The 16,799-nt window shown below is 53.4% G+C and carries 15 protein-coding genes; 9 read left to right on the top strand and 6 right to left on the bottom strand.

Features of this window, described 5'->3' with window-relative positions:
* Nucleotides 1–39: 39 nt before the first annotated feature.
* Nucleotides 40–471 (bottom strand): peroxiredoxin OsmC, encoded by a 432-nt coding sequence (gene osmC / locus GBC03_17390; protein ID QFS71851.1) that lies wholly within the window; start codon nt 469–471, stop codon nt 40–42.
* A 227-nt stretch (nt 472–698) separates the two neighbouring features.
* On the opposite strand from osmC, the gene GBC03_17385 reads away from it, so the two are divergent.
* The 5 genes from GBC03_17385 (at nt 699) to GBC03_17365 (ending at nt 5,477) form a co-directional block, all read left to right on the top strand.
* Entirely contained in the window at nt 699–842 is a 144-nt protein-coding gene (locus GBC03_17385; GenBank protein ID QFS71850.1) for a stationary-phase-induced ribosome-associated protein, read from the top strand.
* Between the two features lie 171 nt (nt 843–1,013).
* Nucleotides 1,014–2,711 (top strand): oxaloacetate-decarboxylating malate dehydrogenase, encoded by a 1,698-nt coding sequence (gene maeA / locus GBC03_17380; GenBank protein ID QFS71849.1) that lies wholly within the window; start codon nt 1,014–1,016, stop codon nt 2,709–2,711.
* A gap of 308 nt (nt 2,712–3,019) precedes the next feature.
* Complete coding sequence (locus tag GBC03_17375; GenBank protein ID QFS71848.1) at nt 3,020–4,735, top strand: ATP-binding cassette domain-containing protein; 1,716 nt, start codon at nt 3,020–3,022, stop codon at nt 4,733–4,735.
* A 179-nt stretch (nt 4,736–4,914) separates the two neighbouring features.
* Nucleotides 4,915–5,193: a Killer protein gene (locus GBC03_17370; GenBank protein QFS74045.1), complete on the top strand. Its 279-nt coding sequence runs from the start codon at nt 4,915–4,917 to the stop codon at nt 5,191–5,193.
* Nucleotides 5,193–5,477 (top strand): HigA family addiction module antidote protein, encoded by a 285-nt coding sequence (locus GBC03_17365; protein QFS71847.1) that lies wholly within the window; start codon nt 5,193–5,195, stop codon nt 5,475–5,477. Before GBC03_17370 ends, GBC03_17365 begins: the two co-directional genes overlap by 1 nt.
* Nucleotides 5,478–5,523: 46 nt before the next feature.
* On the opposite strand, the gene GBC03_17360 is transcribed toward GBC03_17365, so the two are convergent.
* From GBC03_17360 to fdnG, 4 genes are all read right to left on the bottom strand, one after another.
* Nucleotides 5,524–6,126 carry an inorganic diphosphatase gene (locus GBC03_17360; GenBank protein QFS71846.1) on the bottom strand — a complete coding sequence of 201 codons (603 nt, stop codon included), beginning with the start codon at nt 6,124–6,126 and terminating at the stop codon, nt 5,524–5,526.
* A gap of 129 nt (nt 6,127–6,255) precedes the next feature.
* Nucleotides 6,256–6,912, bottom strand: a complete 657-nt coding sequence (gene fdnI, locus GBC03_17355) for a formate dehydrogenase-N subunit gamma (GenBank protein QFS71845.1) — start codon at nt 6,910–6,912, stop codon at nt 6,256–6,258.
* Entirely contained in the window at nt 6,905–7,789 is an 885-nt protein-coding gene (gene fdxH, locus GBC03_17350) for a formate dehydrogenase subunit beta (protein ID QFS71844.1), read from the bottom strand. The genes fdnI and fdxH overlap by 8 nt, the downstream gene beginning before the upstream one ends.
* 12 nt (nt 7,790–7,801) lie before the next feature.
* Complete coding sequence (gene fdnG / locus GBC03_17345) at nt 7,802–10,849, bottom strand: formate dehydrogenase-N subunit alpha (GenBank protein QFS71843.1); 3,048 nt, start codon at nt 10,847–10,849, stop codon at nt 7,802–7,804.
* A gap of 236 nt (nt 10,850–11,085) precedes the next feature.
* Here fdnG and yddG point away from each other — a divergent pair, with 236 nt between their 5' ends.
* The 4 genes from yddG to GBC03_17325 all read left to right on the top strand — a co-directional run bounded on the left by yddG (nt 11,086) and on the right by GBC03_17325 (nt 15,303).
* A complete protein-coding gene (gene yddG, locus GBC03_17340; protein ID QFS71842.1) occupies nt 11,086–11,967 on the top strand; it encodes an aromatic amino acid efflux DMT transporter YddG in 882 nt (293 codons plus the stop codon).
* Nucleotides 11,968–12,650: 683 nt separating this feature from the next.
* Nucleotides 12,651–13,682, top strand: coding sequence for an IS630-like element ISEc33 family transposase (locus tag GBC03_17335; protein ID QFS71841.1), 1,032 nt, complete (start codon nt 12,651–12,653; stop codon nt 13,680–13,682).
* 24 nt (nt 13,683–13,706) lie between these two features.
* Nucleotides 13,707–14,774 carry a porin OmpC gene (ompC, locus tag GBC03_17330; GenBank protein QFS71840.1) on the top strand — a complete coding sequence of 356 codons (1,068 nt, stop codon included), beginning with the start codon at nt 13,707–13,709 and terminating at the stop codon, nt 14,772–14,774.
* 88 nt (nt 14,775–14,862) lie between these two features.
* A complete protein-coding gene (locus GBC03_17325; protein QFS71839.1) occupies nt 14,863–15,303 on the top strand; it encodes a GFA family protein in 441 nt (146 codons plus the stop codon).
* Nucleotide 15,304: 1 nt separating this feature from the next.
* Here the strand turns inward: GBC03_17325 and GBC03_17320 are convergent, their stop codons facing one another.
* The gene (locus tag GBC03_17320; GenBank protein QFS71838.1) at nt 15,305–16,792 is read right to left on the bottom strand and encodes a SmvA family efflux MFS transporter; all 1,488 of its coding nucleotides are present in this window, start codon (nt 16,790–16,792) and stop codon (nt 15,305–15,307) included.
* Nucleotides 16,793–16,799 lie beyond the last annotated feature (7 nt).

The raw sequence follows: 16,799 nt of genomic DNA, 5'->3' as shown, positions 1-16,799 counted from the left end.
TATGCCCGGTTCGCATCACGCGACCGGGCAATACTGTCGCTATGACTTCAGTTGATAATCGAGGGTGATTTCCGTTTTCAGCACCTGCGAGACCGGGCAGCCGGCTTTCGCTTTCTGGATGATACCGTCGAAGGTGGCGGCATCGATTCCCGGCACCTTCACTTCGCTGTGTAGCGCAATTTTGGTAATGGCAAAACCGGCATCGACTTTATCCAGCGACACGTCCGCCGTGGTGTCGATAGCCTCTGGCGTGAAGCCTGCTTCGCCAAGCATCAACGACAGCGCCATTGAGAAACAGGCGGCATGCGCCGCGCCAATCAACTCTTCCGGGTTGGTGCCTTTCACCCCTTCAAAGCGGGTATTAAAACCATAAGGCTGCTGGTTAAGCACGCCACTTTCCGTCGAAACAGTGCCTTTTCCGCGTTTGATGTCGCCTTCCCAGTGTGCCTGACCTTTCTTATGGATAGTCATCGTTCTCTCCTTTTTATCGTCGGGATAACAAGTATAGGACGTTCAGCAGATTTTGTGGCGGTTAGCAGAGACTTCTTAATTCCCCGCTTACACATTGACCTTTCAGAGAAAATGGCCGACCATCAATCAGGTCGGTATTTTTCTGTATCGTCGACCTTAAGGGTTATATTTCGTCCGAAGTCATATGGACTCATCCTTGAAACCAGTAACAGGATAAAGGAGTTAGAATGAAATCGAACCGTCAGGCCCGTCATATTCTTGGACTGGACCATAAAATCTCCAATCAGCGCAAAGTGGTGACTGAAGGTGAAAAATCCAGCGTGGTGAACAACCCTACCGGCAGAAAACGCCACGCAGACAGCAAGAAGTAACCGTACAGCCCGAATATGACGATAAACACCATCGCAACCGCGATGGTGTTTTTGCTTACAAAAAGCCTTAATCCATTCGCAATGCTTTATACTCTGTGCCCGATACCCTGGTGGAATGGCGACGTATTATAAAAAGTGCCAGGGACGGATATCCAAAAAAGAGTGAGTGACATGGAAACCAAAAGCAAAAAAATGCGTTCCCTTTATATTCCTTACGCTGGCCCGGTACTGCTGGAATTTCCCTTACTGAATAAAGGCAGTGCGTTCAGTACGGAGGAACGCCGTAACTTCAACCTGCTGGGGTTACTGCCGGAAGTGGTCGAATCGATTGAAGAACAGGCGGAACGTGCCTGGATCCAGTATCAGGGATTCAAAACGGAAATCGACAAGCACATCTACCTGCGCAATATTCAGGATACCAACGAAACCCTGTTCTACCGACTGGTTCACAACCATCTCGATGAGATGATGCCGGTTATCTATACCCCGACGGTAGGTGCTGCCTGTGAACGTTTCTCCGAGATTTATCGTCGCGCGCGCGGCGTGTTCATCTCCTACCAGAACCGCCACAACATGGACGACATTCTGCAAAACGTACCCAACCACAACATCAAAGTAATCGTGGTGACCGACGGCGAGCGTATCCTCGGTCTTGGCGACCAGGGGATCGGCGGGATGGGCATTCCAATCGGGAAGCTTTCACTGTACACCGCCTGTGGCGGGATTAGCCCTGCCTATACCCTGCCTGTGGTGCTGGATGTGGGAACCAACAACCCGCAACTGCTCAACGATCCGTTGTACATGGGCTGGCGAAATCCGCGTGTCACCGATGATGAATACTATGCGTTTGTCGATGAATTTATTCAGGCGGTTAAGCACCGTTGGCCGGACGTTCTGCTGCAGTTCGAAGATTTCGCGCAGAAGAACGCCATGCCGCTCCTTAACCGCTATCGCGACGAAATCTGCTCCTTCAACGACGACATTCAAGGCACCGCTGCGGTTACCGTTGGTACGCTGATCGCCGCCAGCCGAGCGGCAGGTAGCCAGCTCAGCGAGCAGAAAATTGTCTTCCTCGGCGCGGGTTCCGCCGGTTGCGGTATTGCCGAGCAGATAGTTGCTCAGATCCAGCGTGAAGGTTTGAGCGAAGAGGCCGCGCGCCAGAGAGTCTTCATGGTGGACCGTTTTGGCCTGCTGACCGACCAGATGCCGAATCTACTCTCCTTCCAGACCAAACTGGTGCAGAAACGTGAAAATCTGCAATCGTGGGACAGCGACAACGACGTGCTGTCGCTGCTTGACGTAGTCCGTAACGTTAAGCCCGATATTCTGATCGGCGTTTCCGGACAAACCGGTTTGTTCACCGAAGAGATCATCCGCGAAATGCACAAGCATTGCCCGCGCCCGATCGTGATGCCACTGTCTAACCCCACCTCGCGTGTGGAAGCAACGCCGCAGGACATCATCGCCTGGACGGAAGGTAACGCGCTGGTCGCCACCGGCAGTCCGTTTATGCCCGTGGTCTGGAAAGACAAAATCTATCCTATTGCCCAGTGTAACAACGCCTATATTTTCCCCGGGATTGGGCTGGGCGTGATTGCCTCCGGCGCATCCCGCATTACCGATGAGATGCTGATGTCCGCCAGTGAAACGCTGGCCCAGTACTCGCCGCTGGTACTCAACGGTGAAGGGCTCGTGTTACCGGAACTGAAAGACATTCAGACCGTCTCGCGCGCCATTGCGTTTGCCGTCGGTAAAATGGCACAACAACAGGGCGTGGCGGTGAAAACCTCTGCCGAAGCGCTGTTGCAGGCTATCGAAGAGAACTTCTGGCAGGCGGAATATCGCGATTATCGTCGTACTTCCATCTGATGAACTGCCCGGTGGCGTACGCTGCCGGGCCTTCAGGCTTGCGCTGTCTCATCACTTGCGCTTACACTTTCACCATCGATTAACATTCGGATAAATAAAAGGAGGATACTTATGCTGTACTGTGAACGATTCATCGCTTCACATGCTTTTGGCGATCGCCAGTGCTCAAGCGTTATCGGTATCGTGCTGCGATAACTTCTGCTTGAGCGAAGCTAACTTCTGAATTCCCCTTCTCTCGGGCTTACCGGGTTATCGTCAGCGATGTTTGACGAGGCGTTTTTACGCCTGTAACTCTTGAGTAAGCAACAATGAGCACATTACTAACCGCACAATCCCTGCACGTTGATACGGCGTTCGGCACGCTTTTCGACGATCTGACGTTTACCCTGAAAAAAGGCGATCGCATTGGGCTTATCGGCTACAACGGTTGCGGCAAAAGCACACTGCTTAAAATTCTCGACGGTTCAATTGCCCCGACCGGCGGAACCCTGGCGCTGGCGAACCATTGCCATCTTGCCCGTGTTGAACAACATTTGCCTGATGAGATCCTGCCGCTGACGTTACAGGAAGCCGTGTTGGCTCAACTTCCTGAACATGAACGCCCCAGTCAACTCTGGCAGGTCGACACCTTGCTCGCGCAGATGGGCTTCCGTGTCCAGGATCGACAACTGACGGCGCAGACCCTGAGCGGCGGTCAGCATACGCGTCTGCTGCTGGCCCGCGCGCTGATGCGCCAACCAGACCTTCTGCTGCTTGACGAACCGGGTAACCACCTGGATTTGCCGACGCTACTGTGGCTGGAACAGTTTTTACAGAACTGGTGCGGCAGTTTCGTGGTGGTGTCCCACGATCCGCACCTGCTGGATGCGATCACAAACGGCACGTGGATCCTGCGCGATCGTACCCTTCATACCTTTGCGTTGTCCTGTAGCGCGGCCCGGCAGGCGCTGATTGAGCGCGATGCCAGCGACGCGTTACGCCATAAGGCGGAACAAAAGGAGATCGACCGCGTCACCGCCAGCGCTAAACGACTGGCAACCTGGGGGAAAGTGTACGACAACGAAGATCTGTCGCGCAAAGCGAAGCAAATGGAAAAGCAGGTGTTACGTCTGAAGGAGGTGCAAACGGATCTGACGGCAGGAAGTCAGTGGTCACTAACATTACACGGAGACGCACTGCGAGCAGACCGTCTGCTGGAATTATCGCACCTGTCGGTCATGCCTGCCCCGGACGCGCCAACGTTGTTTACCATTGCAGGCATCCGCCTGAAGTGCGGCGATCGGGTGGCGATCGTCGGGCGTAACGGTTGCGGTAAATCCTCGCTGTTAAAACTGATCTGGCAGCATTATCTGACGGAGCAGACGTCAGATTCACTGCGCCTTCACCCTCGCGTTTCACTGGGCTACTACGACCAGACGCTGCATCAACTGCCGGATAATGCGTCGTTGTTTGACGCCCTTGAACCGTTCGCCCCGCAACCGGACATCCGCAAAATGGCGCTGATAAGCGCGGGATTCCCGTGGATTCGCCATTCGCAATCGGTCAGTACATTAAGCGGCGGCGAGCGTTCGCGCCTGCTGTTCGTCGGACTGTCGCTGGCGCGCTATAGCCTGCTCATGCTGGATGAACCGACTAACCATCTGGATATGGAGGGCAAAGAAGCGCTGGCGCAGACGCTACAAACCTTTGAGGGCGGCGTGCTGCTGGTCAGTCACGATCGTCAACTCATCAGCCAGAGCTGTAATCGGTTCTGGTTTGTTGACGACGGTGAACTGAGCGAATGGCACGATCTGGAAGCCGTCTATGCGCATATCCGGCAGACCACAGCGGAACTTTCGTCGGCTGATGTGAAAGATGACGGTCCGCTTGCCCTGGAGCGCATTGACGAGGAAGACCTGTTGGAAAAACTGCTCGCGCTTGAGCAGCGTCTGGCTGAGGATCTGGCCCGTAAACCCAGACACCAGAAGCCGCAGTTACAGGCTCAATGGCGTAAAGAGATAGACGACCTCACCGCACGTCTTTAACCCTCAATGCCCGGTAACGTGATGTTTACCGGGCAATTTGCGTAGCGCTTTCCAGTATTCATCCCCTCTCCTTTTCTCTTTGCTCATTTCGCCAGACAATCACGCACACGACGGCGAAAATTGTTGCGCCACACGGAACATAATGCTACTGTTCCTCCTGAAGGAACGAGGTGAACTGGATGATCATGAATTTCAGGCACAAGGGATTACGCGACCTGTTTCTTCACGGCAAAACGTCAGGTGTGATGACAAATCACGTCAGACGTTTACGACACCGCCTTGCTGTGATTGATGCCGCAGGCTGCGTGAACGATATCAACATGCCCGGTTACCGACTGCATCCCCTGAGCGGCGATCGCGATGGCGTCTGGGCGATTTCGGTTTCAGGCAACTGGCGTATGACGTTTGAATTCGTCAATGGCGATGCGTACATTCTGGATTACGAGGATTATCACTGATGAAAATGGCGAATCATCCCCGCCCCGGGGATATCATTCAGGAAGCGCTGGACGAACTGAACGTCAGTTTGCGTGAATTTGCCCGAGCAATGGAGATTGCGCCCTCAACGGCAAGTCGGTTACTTACGGGCAAAGCGGCCCTGACCCCGGAAATGGCGATCAAACTCTCGGTAGTGATCGGCAGTTCTCCGGAAATGTGGTTGAATCTGCAAAATACCTGGAGTCTGGCGCAAGCGCAAAAAAGCGTGGACGTTTCCCGCCTGCGCCGGCTGGCCGCGCAGTAAAGGCGTTGCATGCCGGACAGGCAAACACACCGTCCGGCAGATTCACTTATTGCTGAGGATTTTTCGCTTTCCAGGCGTCCCATGCCTGTTTGATTTCCTGCTTCGCGGTCGCCGCGTCGTTAAAGCCGTTCAGCTCCACTTTCTTACGCCCTTCCGGTAACGCTTTATAGACACGGAAGAACGATTCCAGACGCTGAACCTCAATTTTTGGCAGGTCGGCCAGTTCCTTGATGTCGTCATACGTAGGATCAATTTTGCTGGCGGGAACCGCCACAATTTTGTCATCCTTCTCGCCGCCATCAATCATCTTCAGTACACCAATCGCGCGCAGCTTGATCAGCGTTCCCGGTGCCATCGGAGCGCGGGTGTAGAAAATCACGTCCAGCGGATCCCCATCGCCCGCCAGTGACTGGGTCAGTGAGCCGTAGTTTGCCGGATAAGCGACCGGCATCGACTGGAAGCGGTCCGCGAAGATGAATCCGGTTTTAGCGTCGGTTTCGTATTTAATGATCCCACCGGCCGGAATTTCCGTCACGGCGTAAAACTCTTCCGGATTGTTCTCCGGTTGTGGAAAATCGAGGATGTTCTGCGCCTGAACTGACGCACAAAGAAGTACGCTTACCGCGACTAATTTTTTGACCAGATGCATTGTCGGTTAACTCTTCGGTTATTTGTGAAGACAACACGTTACGTTTAGTCGATGTCAGGATCATGACGTTTTTATGGCAAAAAAAAGGCACTACTTGTGTAGCGCCCCTTTAATCTGAAAAAAAGAGAATTAGCTTAACCCTTCTTCACTCTCTTTTTTTGCTTCTGCCTTTTCGATGTCACGATACCAGCGCGGGTGGTGTTTCTTCGCCCAGCGGCGACTCACCTTCCCTTCAATCATCCCTTTAATCGATCCCTTCACCCAGAATGCCATATACATATGGATGAGGATGGCGTGAATCAGAACGATCCCCGCCGCCGCGTGGATCAGCAGGCTGTAACGCACCACCTGCATCGGGAAGTATTGCGCGAAGTACGGACGCCAGATGATCACGCCGGTCACCAGCAGCACAAAAATCATGCTCATAATTGACCAGAACATCATCTTTTGTCCGGCGTTATATTTGCCGACATCCGCCACTTTATGTTCGTTGCCTTTCAGCACTTCAACAATGTTCTTCAGCCACGGAAGGTCTTTCTTATCCGGGATGTTGTGATGGACGAAACGAACAAACATGAACATCAGCGCGACAAAAATCGCCACGCCAAAGAACGGATGCAAAATACGTCCCATCTGCGGCGTACCGAAGGTTTGCGTCAGCCATTGCAGCGTCGGGAAGAAAAACGAAATCCCCGACAGCGCCACGAGGAAGAAGCAAATCACCACCGTCCAGTGACAGGCGCGGTCGATGAACTTCGTGCGCACAATCATTTTCGACTTACTCATGATGGTCCTCCTCGTCATCGTCCACTTCTTTGTTCGGGCCAATACCGATGTAATGATAGATAAGCCCGGCAAAAGTGGCGATAAATCCGGCCGCCGCCAGGGGTTTCAGCGCCCCTTTCCACAGATTGATAGACGTGTCGACTTTCGGTTCGTTCGGCAAACCGTGATAGAGCTCCGGCTGATTCGCGTGATGCAGAACATACATCACGTGCGTACCGCCTACGCCCTGCGGGTTATAGACGCCAGCATGTTCGTAACCGCGCGCCTTCAGCTTTTCGACGCGCTGCTCGCCCATTTCCAACATCTGTTGCTTGGTACCGAAATGAATCGCCCCGGTCGGACAGGTTTTGACACAGGCCGGTTCCTGACCCACGCTGACGCGATCGACGCAGAGTGTGCATTTATAGACGCGGTTATCCTCTTTATTGAGGCGCGGAATATTAAATGGACACCCGGCGATGCAGTAGCCGCAGCCAATGCAGTGTTCGGACTGGAAATCGACAATCCCGTTGGCGTACTGGATGATTGCCCCGGCAGACGGGCACGCCTTCAGGCAGCCCGGATCTTCACAGTGCATACAGCCGTCTTTACGAATCAGCCATTCCAGCTTGCCGTTCTGCTCGGTTTCGCTAAAACGCATCACCGTCCAGGACTTGGCGCTGAGATCGGCGGGATTGTCATACACCCCGACACAATGCCCCACGTCATCACGGATGTCGTTCCACTCAGAACAGGCCACCTGGCAGGCTTTGCAGCCCACGCAGGAGGTGACGTCAATGAGTTTGGCGACCTCGGCTTTGTAATCACGCGCCTGCGGCGGCGGCGTGATCGCGTTCGTTGCGGACTTTTTGATGATGTCCTGCGTTTCCAAAGACATATGCTCGCCCCCTTACGCCTTCTCGATGTTAACTAAAAACGCTTTGTACTCCGGCGTTTGCGAGTTTGAGTCACCGACGTTTGGCGTCAGGGTGTTGGCGATATAGCCTTTACGCGCAACCCCTTCAAAGCCCCAGTGCAGCGGGATCCCGACGGTTTCAACCTGCTGACCGTTGACGTGCAGCGTTCGCAGACGACGCGTAACCACCGCAACCGCGCGAATGAATCCGCGCTTGCTGCTTACCGTCACGTAGTCGCCATTGCCAATGCCTTTGGCGGCGGCCAGCGTTTCGCTGATCTCCACAAACTGTTCCGGCTGCGCGATGGCGTTCAGCAGCGCGTGCTTGGTCCAGGTGTGGAAGTGCTCGGTCAGACGATAGGTCGTTCCGACATACGGGAACGCGTCTTTCTTCCCAAGGCGCAACACGTCATCTTCATAGATGCGCACGACCGGGCTGGAAACGACGTTCGGATGCAGCGGGTTGGTTCCCAGCGGCGTTTCCATCGGCTCGTAGTGTTCCGGGAACGGCCCCTCCGCCAGCTTATCAAGGGCAAACAGACGCCCCAGCCCTTCCGGCTGCATGATAAACGGCCCGGTTGCGCTGCCCGGAGGCGCGGTGTTGAAGTCCGGGATATCATTACCCGTCCATTTCGCCCCGTCCCACTGGATCAGCATGCGTTTCGCATCCCACGGCTTACCGTTGATATCCGCTGAGGCGCGGTTATACAGCACGCGACGGTTCAGCGGCCATGCCCATGCCCAACCCAGCGTATTGCCCAACCCTGACGGGTCGGCGTTATCGCGGTTGGCCATCTGGTTGCCCTTCTCCGTCCAGCTACCGGTGTAGATCCAGCAGGAAGACGAGGTCGACCCGTCATCACGCAGTTGTGCGAAGCTGGTGAGCAGTTGCCCTTTCTTCGCGATTAGAACACCGTTGGCGTCATAGAGATCGGCCAGCGCATAGCCGTTGTTCTCTTTCGCCACCTCTTCTGACTCTGGATGATCCGGCTGTTTGTAGTCCCAGCGCATTTTCAGCAGCGGTTCCACGCCTTTACCCCCCTCTGTGCGATACATCTCGCGCAGACGATGGAACAACCCGGCCAGAATTTCGCCGTCGTTACGTGCTTCACCCGGAGCATCCTGACCTTTCCAGTGCCACTGCAGCCAGCGTCCGGAGTTGGCGATAGAACCATCTTCTTCGGCAAAACAGGTGGACGGCAGACGGAATACTTCGGTTTGAATCGACGCCGGGTCAACATCGTTCGACTCGCCGTGGTTCTGCCAGAAGGTTGAGGTTTCAGTCACCAGCGGATCGATAACCACCAAGTACTTCAGCTTGCTCAGGCTGCGAACCACTTTGTTTTTGTCCGGGAAGGACGCCACCGGGTTAAAGCCCTGACAGATATAGCCGGTGACTTTCCCGCTATCCATCATGTTGAAGTATTTGATGACGTCGTACGCCTGATCCCATTTCGGCAACCAGTCAAAGCCCCAGTCATTCTCTTTGCGTGCATCATCGCCGTAGAACGATTTCATCAGGCTGACGGCAAACTTCGGATAGTTGCTCCAGTAGTTCACCTGGTCGGGCAGCGTGGCCTTTGGCGTGTTGGCGTTCAGCCAGGTCTGCCAGTCGCTCTGTTTTTCTGACGGCAGCGTCAGATAACCCGGCAGGCTGGTAGAGAGCAGACCTAAGTCGGTTAAGCCCTGAATGTTGGAGTGACCGCGCAGGGCGTTAACGCCGCCGCCTGCCATCCCCATGTTGCCGAGCAGCAGTTGGATCATCGCCATCGTGCGAATGTTCTGCGCCCCGACCGTGTGTTGCGTCCAGCCCAGCGCATACAGGAATGTCGTGGTACGATCCGCCGCACTGGTGGAGGCCAGCACGTCACACACTTTCAGGAAGTCAGCTTTCGGCGTCCCACAGATGTTCTCTACCACCTCCGGCGTATAGCGGGAAACGTGCTGTTTCAGCAGATTCCATACGCAGCGCGGATGCGACAGGGTTTCATCGCGTCTGGCATAGCCGTTTTCATCGAACTGGTAGTTCCAGGACGACTTGTCGTACTGCCGTTTTTTCGCGTCATAACCGCTGAATAAACCGTCGTCAAAGGTGAAATCATCCCGCACCAGCAGGCTGGCGTTGGTGTAATGCCTGACGTATTCGGCGTTAATTTTGTTATTTTCAATCAGATACCGCAGCACGCCGGACAGGAACGTAATGTCCGTGCCAGAGCGAATCGGCGCATAAATATCGGCAACCGAGGCGGTACGGGTGAAACGGGGATCGACAACAATCAGCGTGGCGTCATTGTTGTTCTTCGCTTCCATCGCCCAGCGGAATCCCACTGGATGGGCTTCCGCGGCGTTACCGCCCATCACCATCACGACGTTCGCGTTTTTGATATCAACCCAGTGGTTGGTCATCGCACCGCGACCAAATGTTGGAGCAAGACTTGCTACCGTTGGTCCGTGTCAGACGCGCGCCTGGTTGTCTACTGCCAGCATGCCGAGTGAGCGCACAAATTTTTGCGTCAGCATGCCAGTTTCATTACTGGCAGCGGAGGCACAGAGCATCCCCGTGGAAAGCCAGCGGTTTACCGTTACGCCCTGTTCGTTTTTCTCAATAAAGTTGGCGTCACGGTCAGCCTTCATCAGTTTAGCAATGCGGGTGAGTGCCTCATCCCAGCTAATGCGCTGCCATTTATCGGAGCCTGGCGCGCGATATTCCGGGTAACGCAGGCGGTTTTCGCTATGGACGTAATCCAGCAGACCGGCACCCTTCGGACACAATGCGCCACGGCTCACCGGATGATCCGGATCCCCTTCGATATGATAAAGCGCTTCTTTGGCGTTTTTTGCTCCATCTCCCAGGCTATACATTAATAGCCCGCAACCTACGGAACAGTATGTGCAGGTGTTTCGGATCTCTTTCGCGCGCAACAGCTTATAATTTCGCGATTGAGCCAGTGCCATTTTGGGCGTAAATCCCAACGCAGCAACCGTTGTTCCAGCCATACCGCCCGCGCAGATTTTAAAAAACTTTCTGCGGCTGACGTTCATTGCTTTCCCTCTTTTTCCAGAGTTGTCATGTCGCCGAGGAAACTAACAGCAATACCCGTATTTTTTTTGAGTCAAATCAATAACGAAACGGTTCCGCTACTAAATAGTCCCAATTGTCGGTTTTATATACCACCAAGGTGGTAATACCTCCTCAGCATTCGCCTGGATAAATCCGCTAAAAAAGTGCTATATATTTCAACTTCTTTTTTGATAAGGCATGGAAAACGGCAAACAGAATGACGAAACAAAAAGCAACGCTGATTGGACTTATTGCCATTGTGTTGTGGAGCACAATGGTGGGTCTGATTCGTGGCGTCAGTGAGGGACTTGGGCCAGTTGGTGGTGCGGCGGCAATCTATTCATTAAGTGGGCTGCTGTTGATATTTACCGTGGGATTTCCCAATATCCGTCGTTTCCCTGTTGGTTATTTAATCGCCGGTAGCGTGCTGTTTGTCAGTTATGAAATATGTCTGGCGTTATCGTTGGGCTATGCCGCTACCCGTCATCAGGCGATTGAGGTCGGTATGGTCAATTATTTATGGCCAAGTCTGACGGTGTTATTCGCGATTCTGTTTAACGGTCAAAAAACCACCTGGATAATCGTTCCCGGCGTCCTGCTCGCAATAACCGGTATCTGTTGGGTGCTGGGTGGAGAAAACGGTCTGAATCCTGGAGAGATTATCAGCAATATCACCAGCAGTCCGTTGAGCTACTTTCTCGCCTTTCTCGGCGCGTTTATCTGGGCGACCTACTGTACCGTGACCAATAAATACGCGCGGGGGTTTAATGGCATTACGGTTTTTGTTTTACTGACGGCACTCAGTTTGTGGGTCCACTATTTTCTGACGCCGCAGCCCGAAATGATGTTCAGTACGCCGGTGGTGATTAAGCTCGTCTCTGCCGCGCTGACGCTGGGCTTTGCCTATGCCGCCTGGAACGTGGGGATTTTGCACGGAAATGTCACCATCATGGCGGTAGGTTCTTATTTCACACCGGTGCTGTCATCTGCGCTGGCAGCCGTGCTGTTGAGCGCCCCGCTGTCGTTCTCCTTCTGGCAGGGTGCCATTATGGTTTGCATTGGTTCGCTGCTCTGCTGGTGGGCCACACGCCGCGCGTAACGCTATCACCGGGTCGCCCCCCTTTTCTGACCCGGACATCATCCTTCGCGAGACAATAAATCAACTGTCGTTCCTTAGGATATTTACTGATTGTTAGAAAATTCTTATTCGCTTTTTTCGATCGCCCTGCCATACCTTTATTATGGAGCTGATTCAGGTTTATTTATTTCCTTACAACAGAAATATTAAGTTTTTATACTTATGTTAAATTTATGCTAACAAGACGCTAAATAATTAAATGATTTCGCTGATTTACAATTATTAACGCGTATATAATACACATCGGTAACTAACTCATATAATAACCGATAACCCGTATATAGTCCCCTGCGTAAATATTGCATAGATAGTTATTTCCAGGAATTTCCGCGCCTCAGATTTGACTTAAGGCGATCTGGATCACACAAATAGAAATAATCTGCAATTCCATGAAACTTATTATTGAATTGGTACTGCTGCGTACCTTAAAAATAGTTTGCCATTGATGAAGCGATTCGTTCGGCAATGGTTCAGGAATCACACCAAGAAAATTATAAGGATTGTTAACAATGAAACTTAAATTAGTTGCAGTGGCAGTGACTAAATAGCTGCGCGGAATAGTAGATCACTGAAAGGGAACTCAGCCCGGATTGTGCGATCTGATCAATCGCCAAACCAACCAAAACCACCAACCGGACTGAGCGATGCCGATCATAGCACCAATACCCCGTGGCGAACGACGCCTGATGCAGAAAGCTATTCATAAAACGCGCGATAAAAATCATGCCCGCAGACTCACGGCCATGCTGATGCTTCATCGGGGTGAACGGGTCAGCGATGTTGCCAGAACTCTCTGTTGTGCCCGTTCATCCGTTGGTCGCTGGATTAACTGGTTTACGCACTCAGGTATTGAAGGCCTGAAATCCTTACCCGCAGGGCGCTCCCGACGCTGGCCTTTTGAACATATCTGCACCCTGTTACGTGAGCTGATAAAGCATTCTCCCGGCGATTTTGGTTATCAACGTTCACGCTGGAGCACCGAATTACTGGCAATAAAAATCAATGAGATAACCGGTTGCCAGTTACATGCAGGAACCGTTCGCCGCTGGTTGCCATCTGCGGGGCTTGTATGGCGCAGGGCCGCGCCAACTCTGCGTATCCGTGACCCACATAAAGATGAAAAGATGGCGGTAATCCACAAAGCGCTGGATGAATGCAGCGCAGAGCATCCGGTATTTTATGAAGATGAAGTGGATATCCACCTTAATCCTAAAATCGGTGCGGACTGGCAGTTGCGCGGACAGCAGAAACGGGTAGTGACGCCGGGGCAGAACGAAAAATACTATCTGGCCGGCGCACTGCACAGTGGCACGGGTAAAGTCAGCTACGTGGGCGGCAACAGCAAAAGTTCAGCGCTGTTTATCGCTCTGCTGAAGCACCTGAAAGCCACTTACCGGCGGGCGAAAACAATCACGCTGATCGTTGATAACTACATTATCCATAAAAGCCGCGAAACACAGCGCTGGTTGAAAGCAAATCCCAAGTTCAGGGTAATTTACCAGCCGGTTTACTCGCCGTGGGTGAATCATGTGGAACGGCTATGGCAGGCACTTCATGACACGATAACCCGTAATCATCAGTGCCGCTCAATGTGGCAGTTACTGAAAAAGGTCCGCCATTTTATGGAAACCGCCAGCCCATTCCCCGGAGGAAAACATGGTCAGGCAAAAGTGTAGCGGTATTAGGCACAGCTATTTAGCCTGTTGGCAGCAGGCGTCGTGAATGCGGCAGAAGTGTACAACAAAGACGGCAACAAACTGGATCTGTACGGTAAAGTTACCGCTCTGCACTACTTCTCCGACAATGACGGCGATGATGGCGACAAAACTTATGCTCGTCTGGGTTTCAAAGGCGAAACGCAGATTAACGATCAGCTGACCGGTTTCGGTCAGTGGGAATATGAATTCAAAGGCAACAATGCTGAATCAACTGGCAACAAAGGCAACAAAACCCGTCTGGCGTTTGCTGGTCTGAAATTTGCTGAATTTGGTTCTTTCGATTATGGCCGTAACTACGGTGTGGCTTACGATGTTGGCGCATGGACCGACGTTCTGCCTGAGTTCGGTGGTGACACCTGGACCCAGACTGACGTGTTCATGACTGCCCGTACTACTGGCGTTGCAACCTACCGTAACACTGACTTCTTCGGTCTGGTTGAAGGCTGGAACTTCGCGCTGCAGTATCAGGGCAAAAATGGCGCTTCTGGCGAAACCAACAATGGTCGTTCTAAACTCGTTGAGCAAAACGGCGACGGTTTCGGTCTGTCCACCAGCTACGAATATGAAGGCTTTGCTGCTACTGCTGCGTACGCGAAATCTGACCGTACCGATTCCCAGACTCGCGGTGGCGACAACGTATTCTATGCAGCGGGTAAAAACGCTGAAGTATGGGCTGCTGGTCTGAAATATGATGCGAACAACATCTACCTGGCAACCACCTATGCTGAAACCCGTAACATGACCACTTTCGGTGATGTAAACGGTATTGCTAACAAAGCGCAGAACTTCGAAGTGGTTGCACAGTACCAGTTCGACTTCGGTCTGCGTCCGTCCCTGGCTTACCTGAAATCCAAAGCTAAAGACATGGGCGGTTACGGCGATCAGGATCTGGTTGAATATGTTGATGTTGGCGCAACCTACTACTTCAACAAAAACATGTCTACCTATGTTGATTACAAAATCAACCTGCTGGATGACAACAACTTTACCCGTGCAGCGGGTATCTCAACTGACGACATCGTTGCCGTTGGCCTGACCTATCAGTTCTAATTTTTAGAATTGAGCTGTACAAAAAGCCAGCCCACGATGGGCTGGCTTTTTTTCCCCCCGATGTTAAACCGGCCATAAGGAGAATGCCGTGCAAACCTATACAGGACGTTGCCTCTGCGGGCAGAGTCATTTCACCGTCGATGTCGAATCCCTCGACGTCTATGCCTGCCACTGTACGATATGCCAGAAATGGTCTGGCGGTATCGCTATGTATCTGGAAGCCTGTGGACAACCGGTGATGGATCCCGATGCGCCCGGGCCCGCTTACTTTGCATCGTCTTCGCGCGGCGAACGGTATTTTTGTTCCGGCTGTGGTTGCCCACTGTGGATCAAGTTAACCGACACCGAGCGCTATTTCATTCCCTGGACGTTGCTCGAATTTAACGAGGTCGACCGTCGCCGTCTGATCCTTGCCGCCGAGATTTATACCGAGACGCAACCCGCGTTCTGGCGACTCACGGGTCAGTACGCCCGCCTGAGCGGAAAGGAAGTTGAAGAACTGGATAACCGCTGTCAGTTCACCCACTGAGTTATTCGCGTGCGGCCTTCGCCAGACTGAACCACATGCCCACCGCCAACAGAATCAACATGCTTCCGGCACTGCTTAATGCCACGCTATGCGACCAGGTAAAAGCCTGCTTCGCGGCCAGCAGAACCGTATCCGCCATTGCCGAAGGAAGCGTCTGCGCCAGTTGTACCGCTTCACCCATTGAGGACGAGGCGCGTGCGATTTCCCCGGCGTTCAGACCGTCAGGCAGCGCAATTGACGCAGAGAAACTGCGACTGAGCAACAGACCAAAGATAGCAATCCCCAGCCCCGCGCCCAGTTCATAGGCCATCGTTTCGATAGCCCCGGCCGCAGCCGCTTTTTCTGCCGGCGCCGCCGCCATGATCGCCGCCGTTGAGGCCAACAGGGCGCTGGCCGCGCTGAATCCGAGCAATGCCATTAACACCCAGGCCTGAAGTTGCTGGCTACTGAAGTCCGTTGCCGCCAGACCATAGAAACTCAGGGCGCTCAGCGCCATCCCGCCGGTCGCGACTTTCCGCAGCCCCAGCCGAGACACCAGCATCCCGGCAATCGGGCCGCTGAATCCACTGGCGAGCATCACCGGCAGCATAAATAATCCCGCCTGATACGGCGTTAAGCCATGAACAAACTGCAGTTCCTGCGCCATTAGCAGCTCAAAACCGACCAGCGTAATCATCGCCGTCATTGCCATCACCACGCCGCTCAAAATGATACGATGGGTGAACAGGCGCATATCAATCATGGGACGACTCGCCGCCAGTTGAATGCGGACAAACTGCGCCAGCAGCAGTGCGCCGCTCACCAGCGCCAGCGCAATAACGCCGGTGGCGATATGCCCTTTAAGCGCCGTCTTCGCGCTGTAGACCAGCAGCAGAATCGCGACAATCAGCATAATGGCGTGTCCCAGATTCAACGACTGATCGCGGCGTCCGGCCTGACGCGGAACATAGCGCGCGGTAAGTGCTACAACGACCAGTACAATCGGCACATTGATTAAGAACACGGAGCCCCAGTAAAAGTGCTCAAGCAGCATACCGCCAACCAGTGGGCCGAATGCCGCCCCGCCCGATCCCACTGCCGCCCAGACGCCAAGCGCCATGTTGCGGTGGTGCGCTTGCGAAAAGGTGGCGCGGATCCCGGCCAGCGTCGCTGGCACGATCATCGCTGCGCCTATCGCCAAAATGGCACGGGTGGCAATAAGCCAACTGGCAGTATGTGCAAAGGCGGCGGCCAGTGACGCAAGACCGAACAGCGCCCCGCCGAGGATCAGCAGGCGTTTAAAGCCGATACGATCGCCGAGTGCGCCCATCGGCAGTACCATCCCTGCCATCACCAGCGAGTAAATATCAATGATCCACAACAGTTCGTTGCCACTGGCACCCAGCGTCATGCTCAGAGTGGGTGCGGCAACGTGCAGCACCGTTGCATCAATCGCAACAGGAATGTAGACCAGCACAATAATCACTAACGTTAACCACTGACGAAACATAAAACTC

The sequence above is a fragment of the Citrobacter telavivensis genome (assembly GCA_009363175.1).
GTDB lineage: Bacteria > Pseudomonadota > Gammaproteobacteria > Enterobacterales > Enterobacteriaceae > Citrobacter_A > Citrobacter_A telavivensis.
The sequence above is the reverse complement of the archived record's forward strand: the minus strand, read 5'-3'. Positions and strand labels throughout refer to the sequence as shown.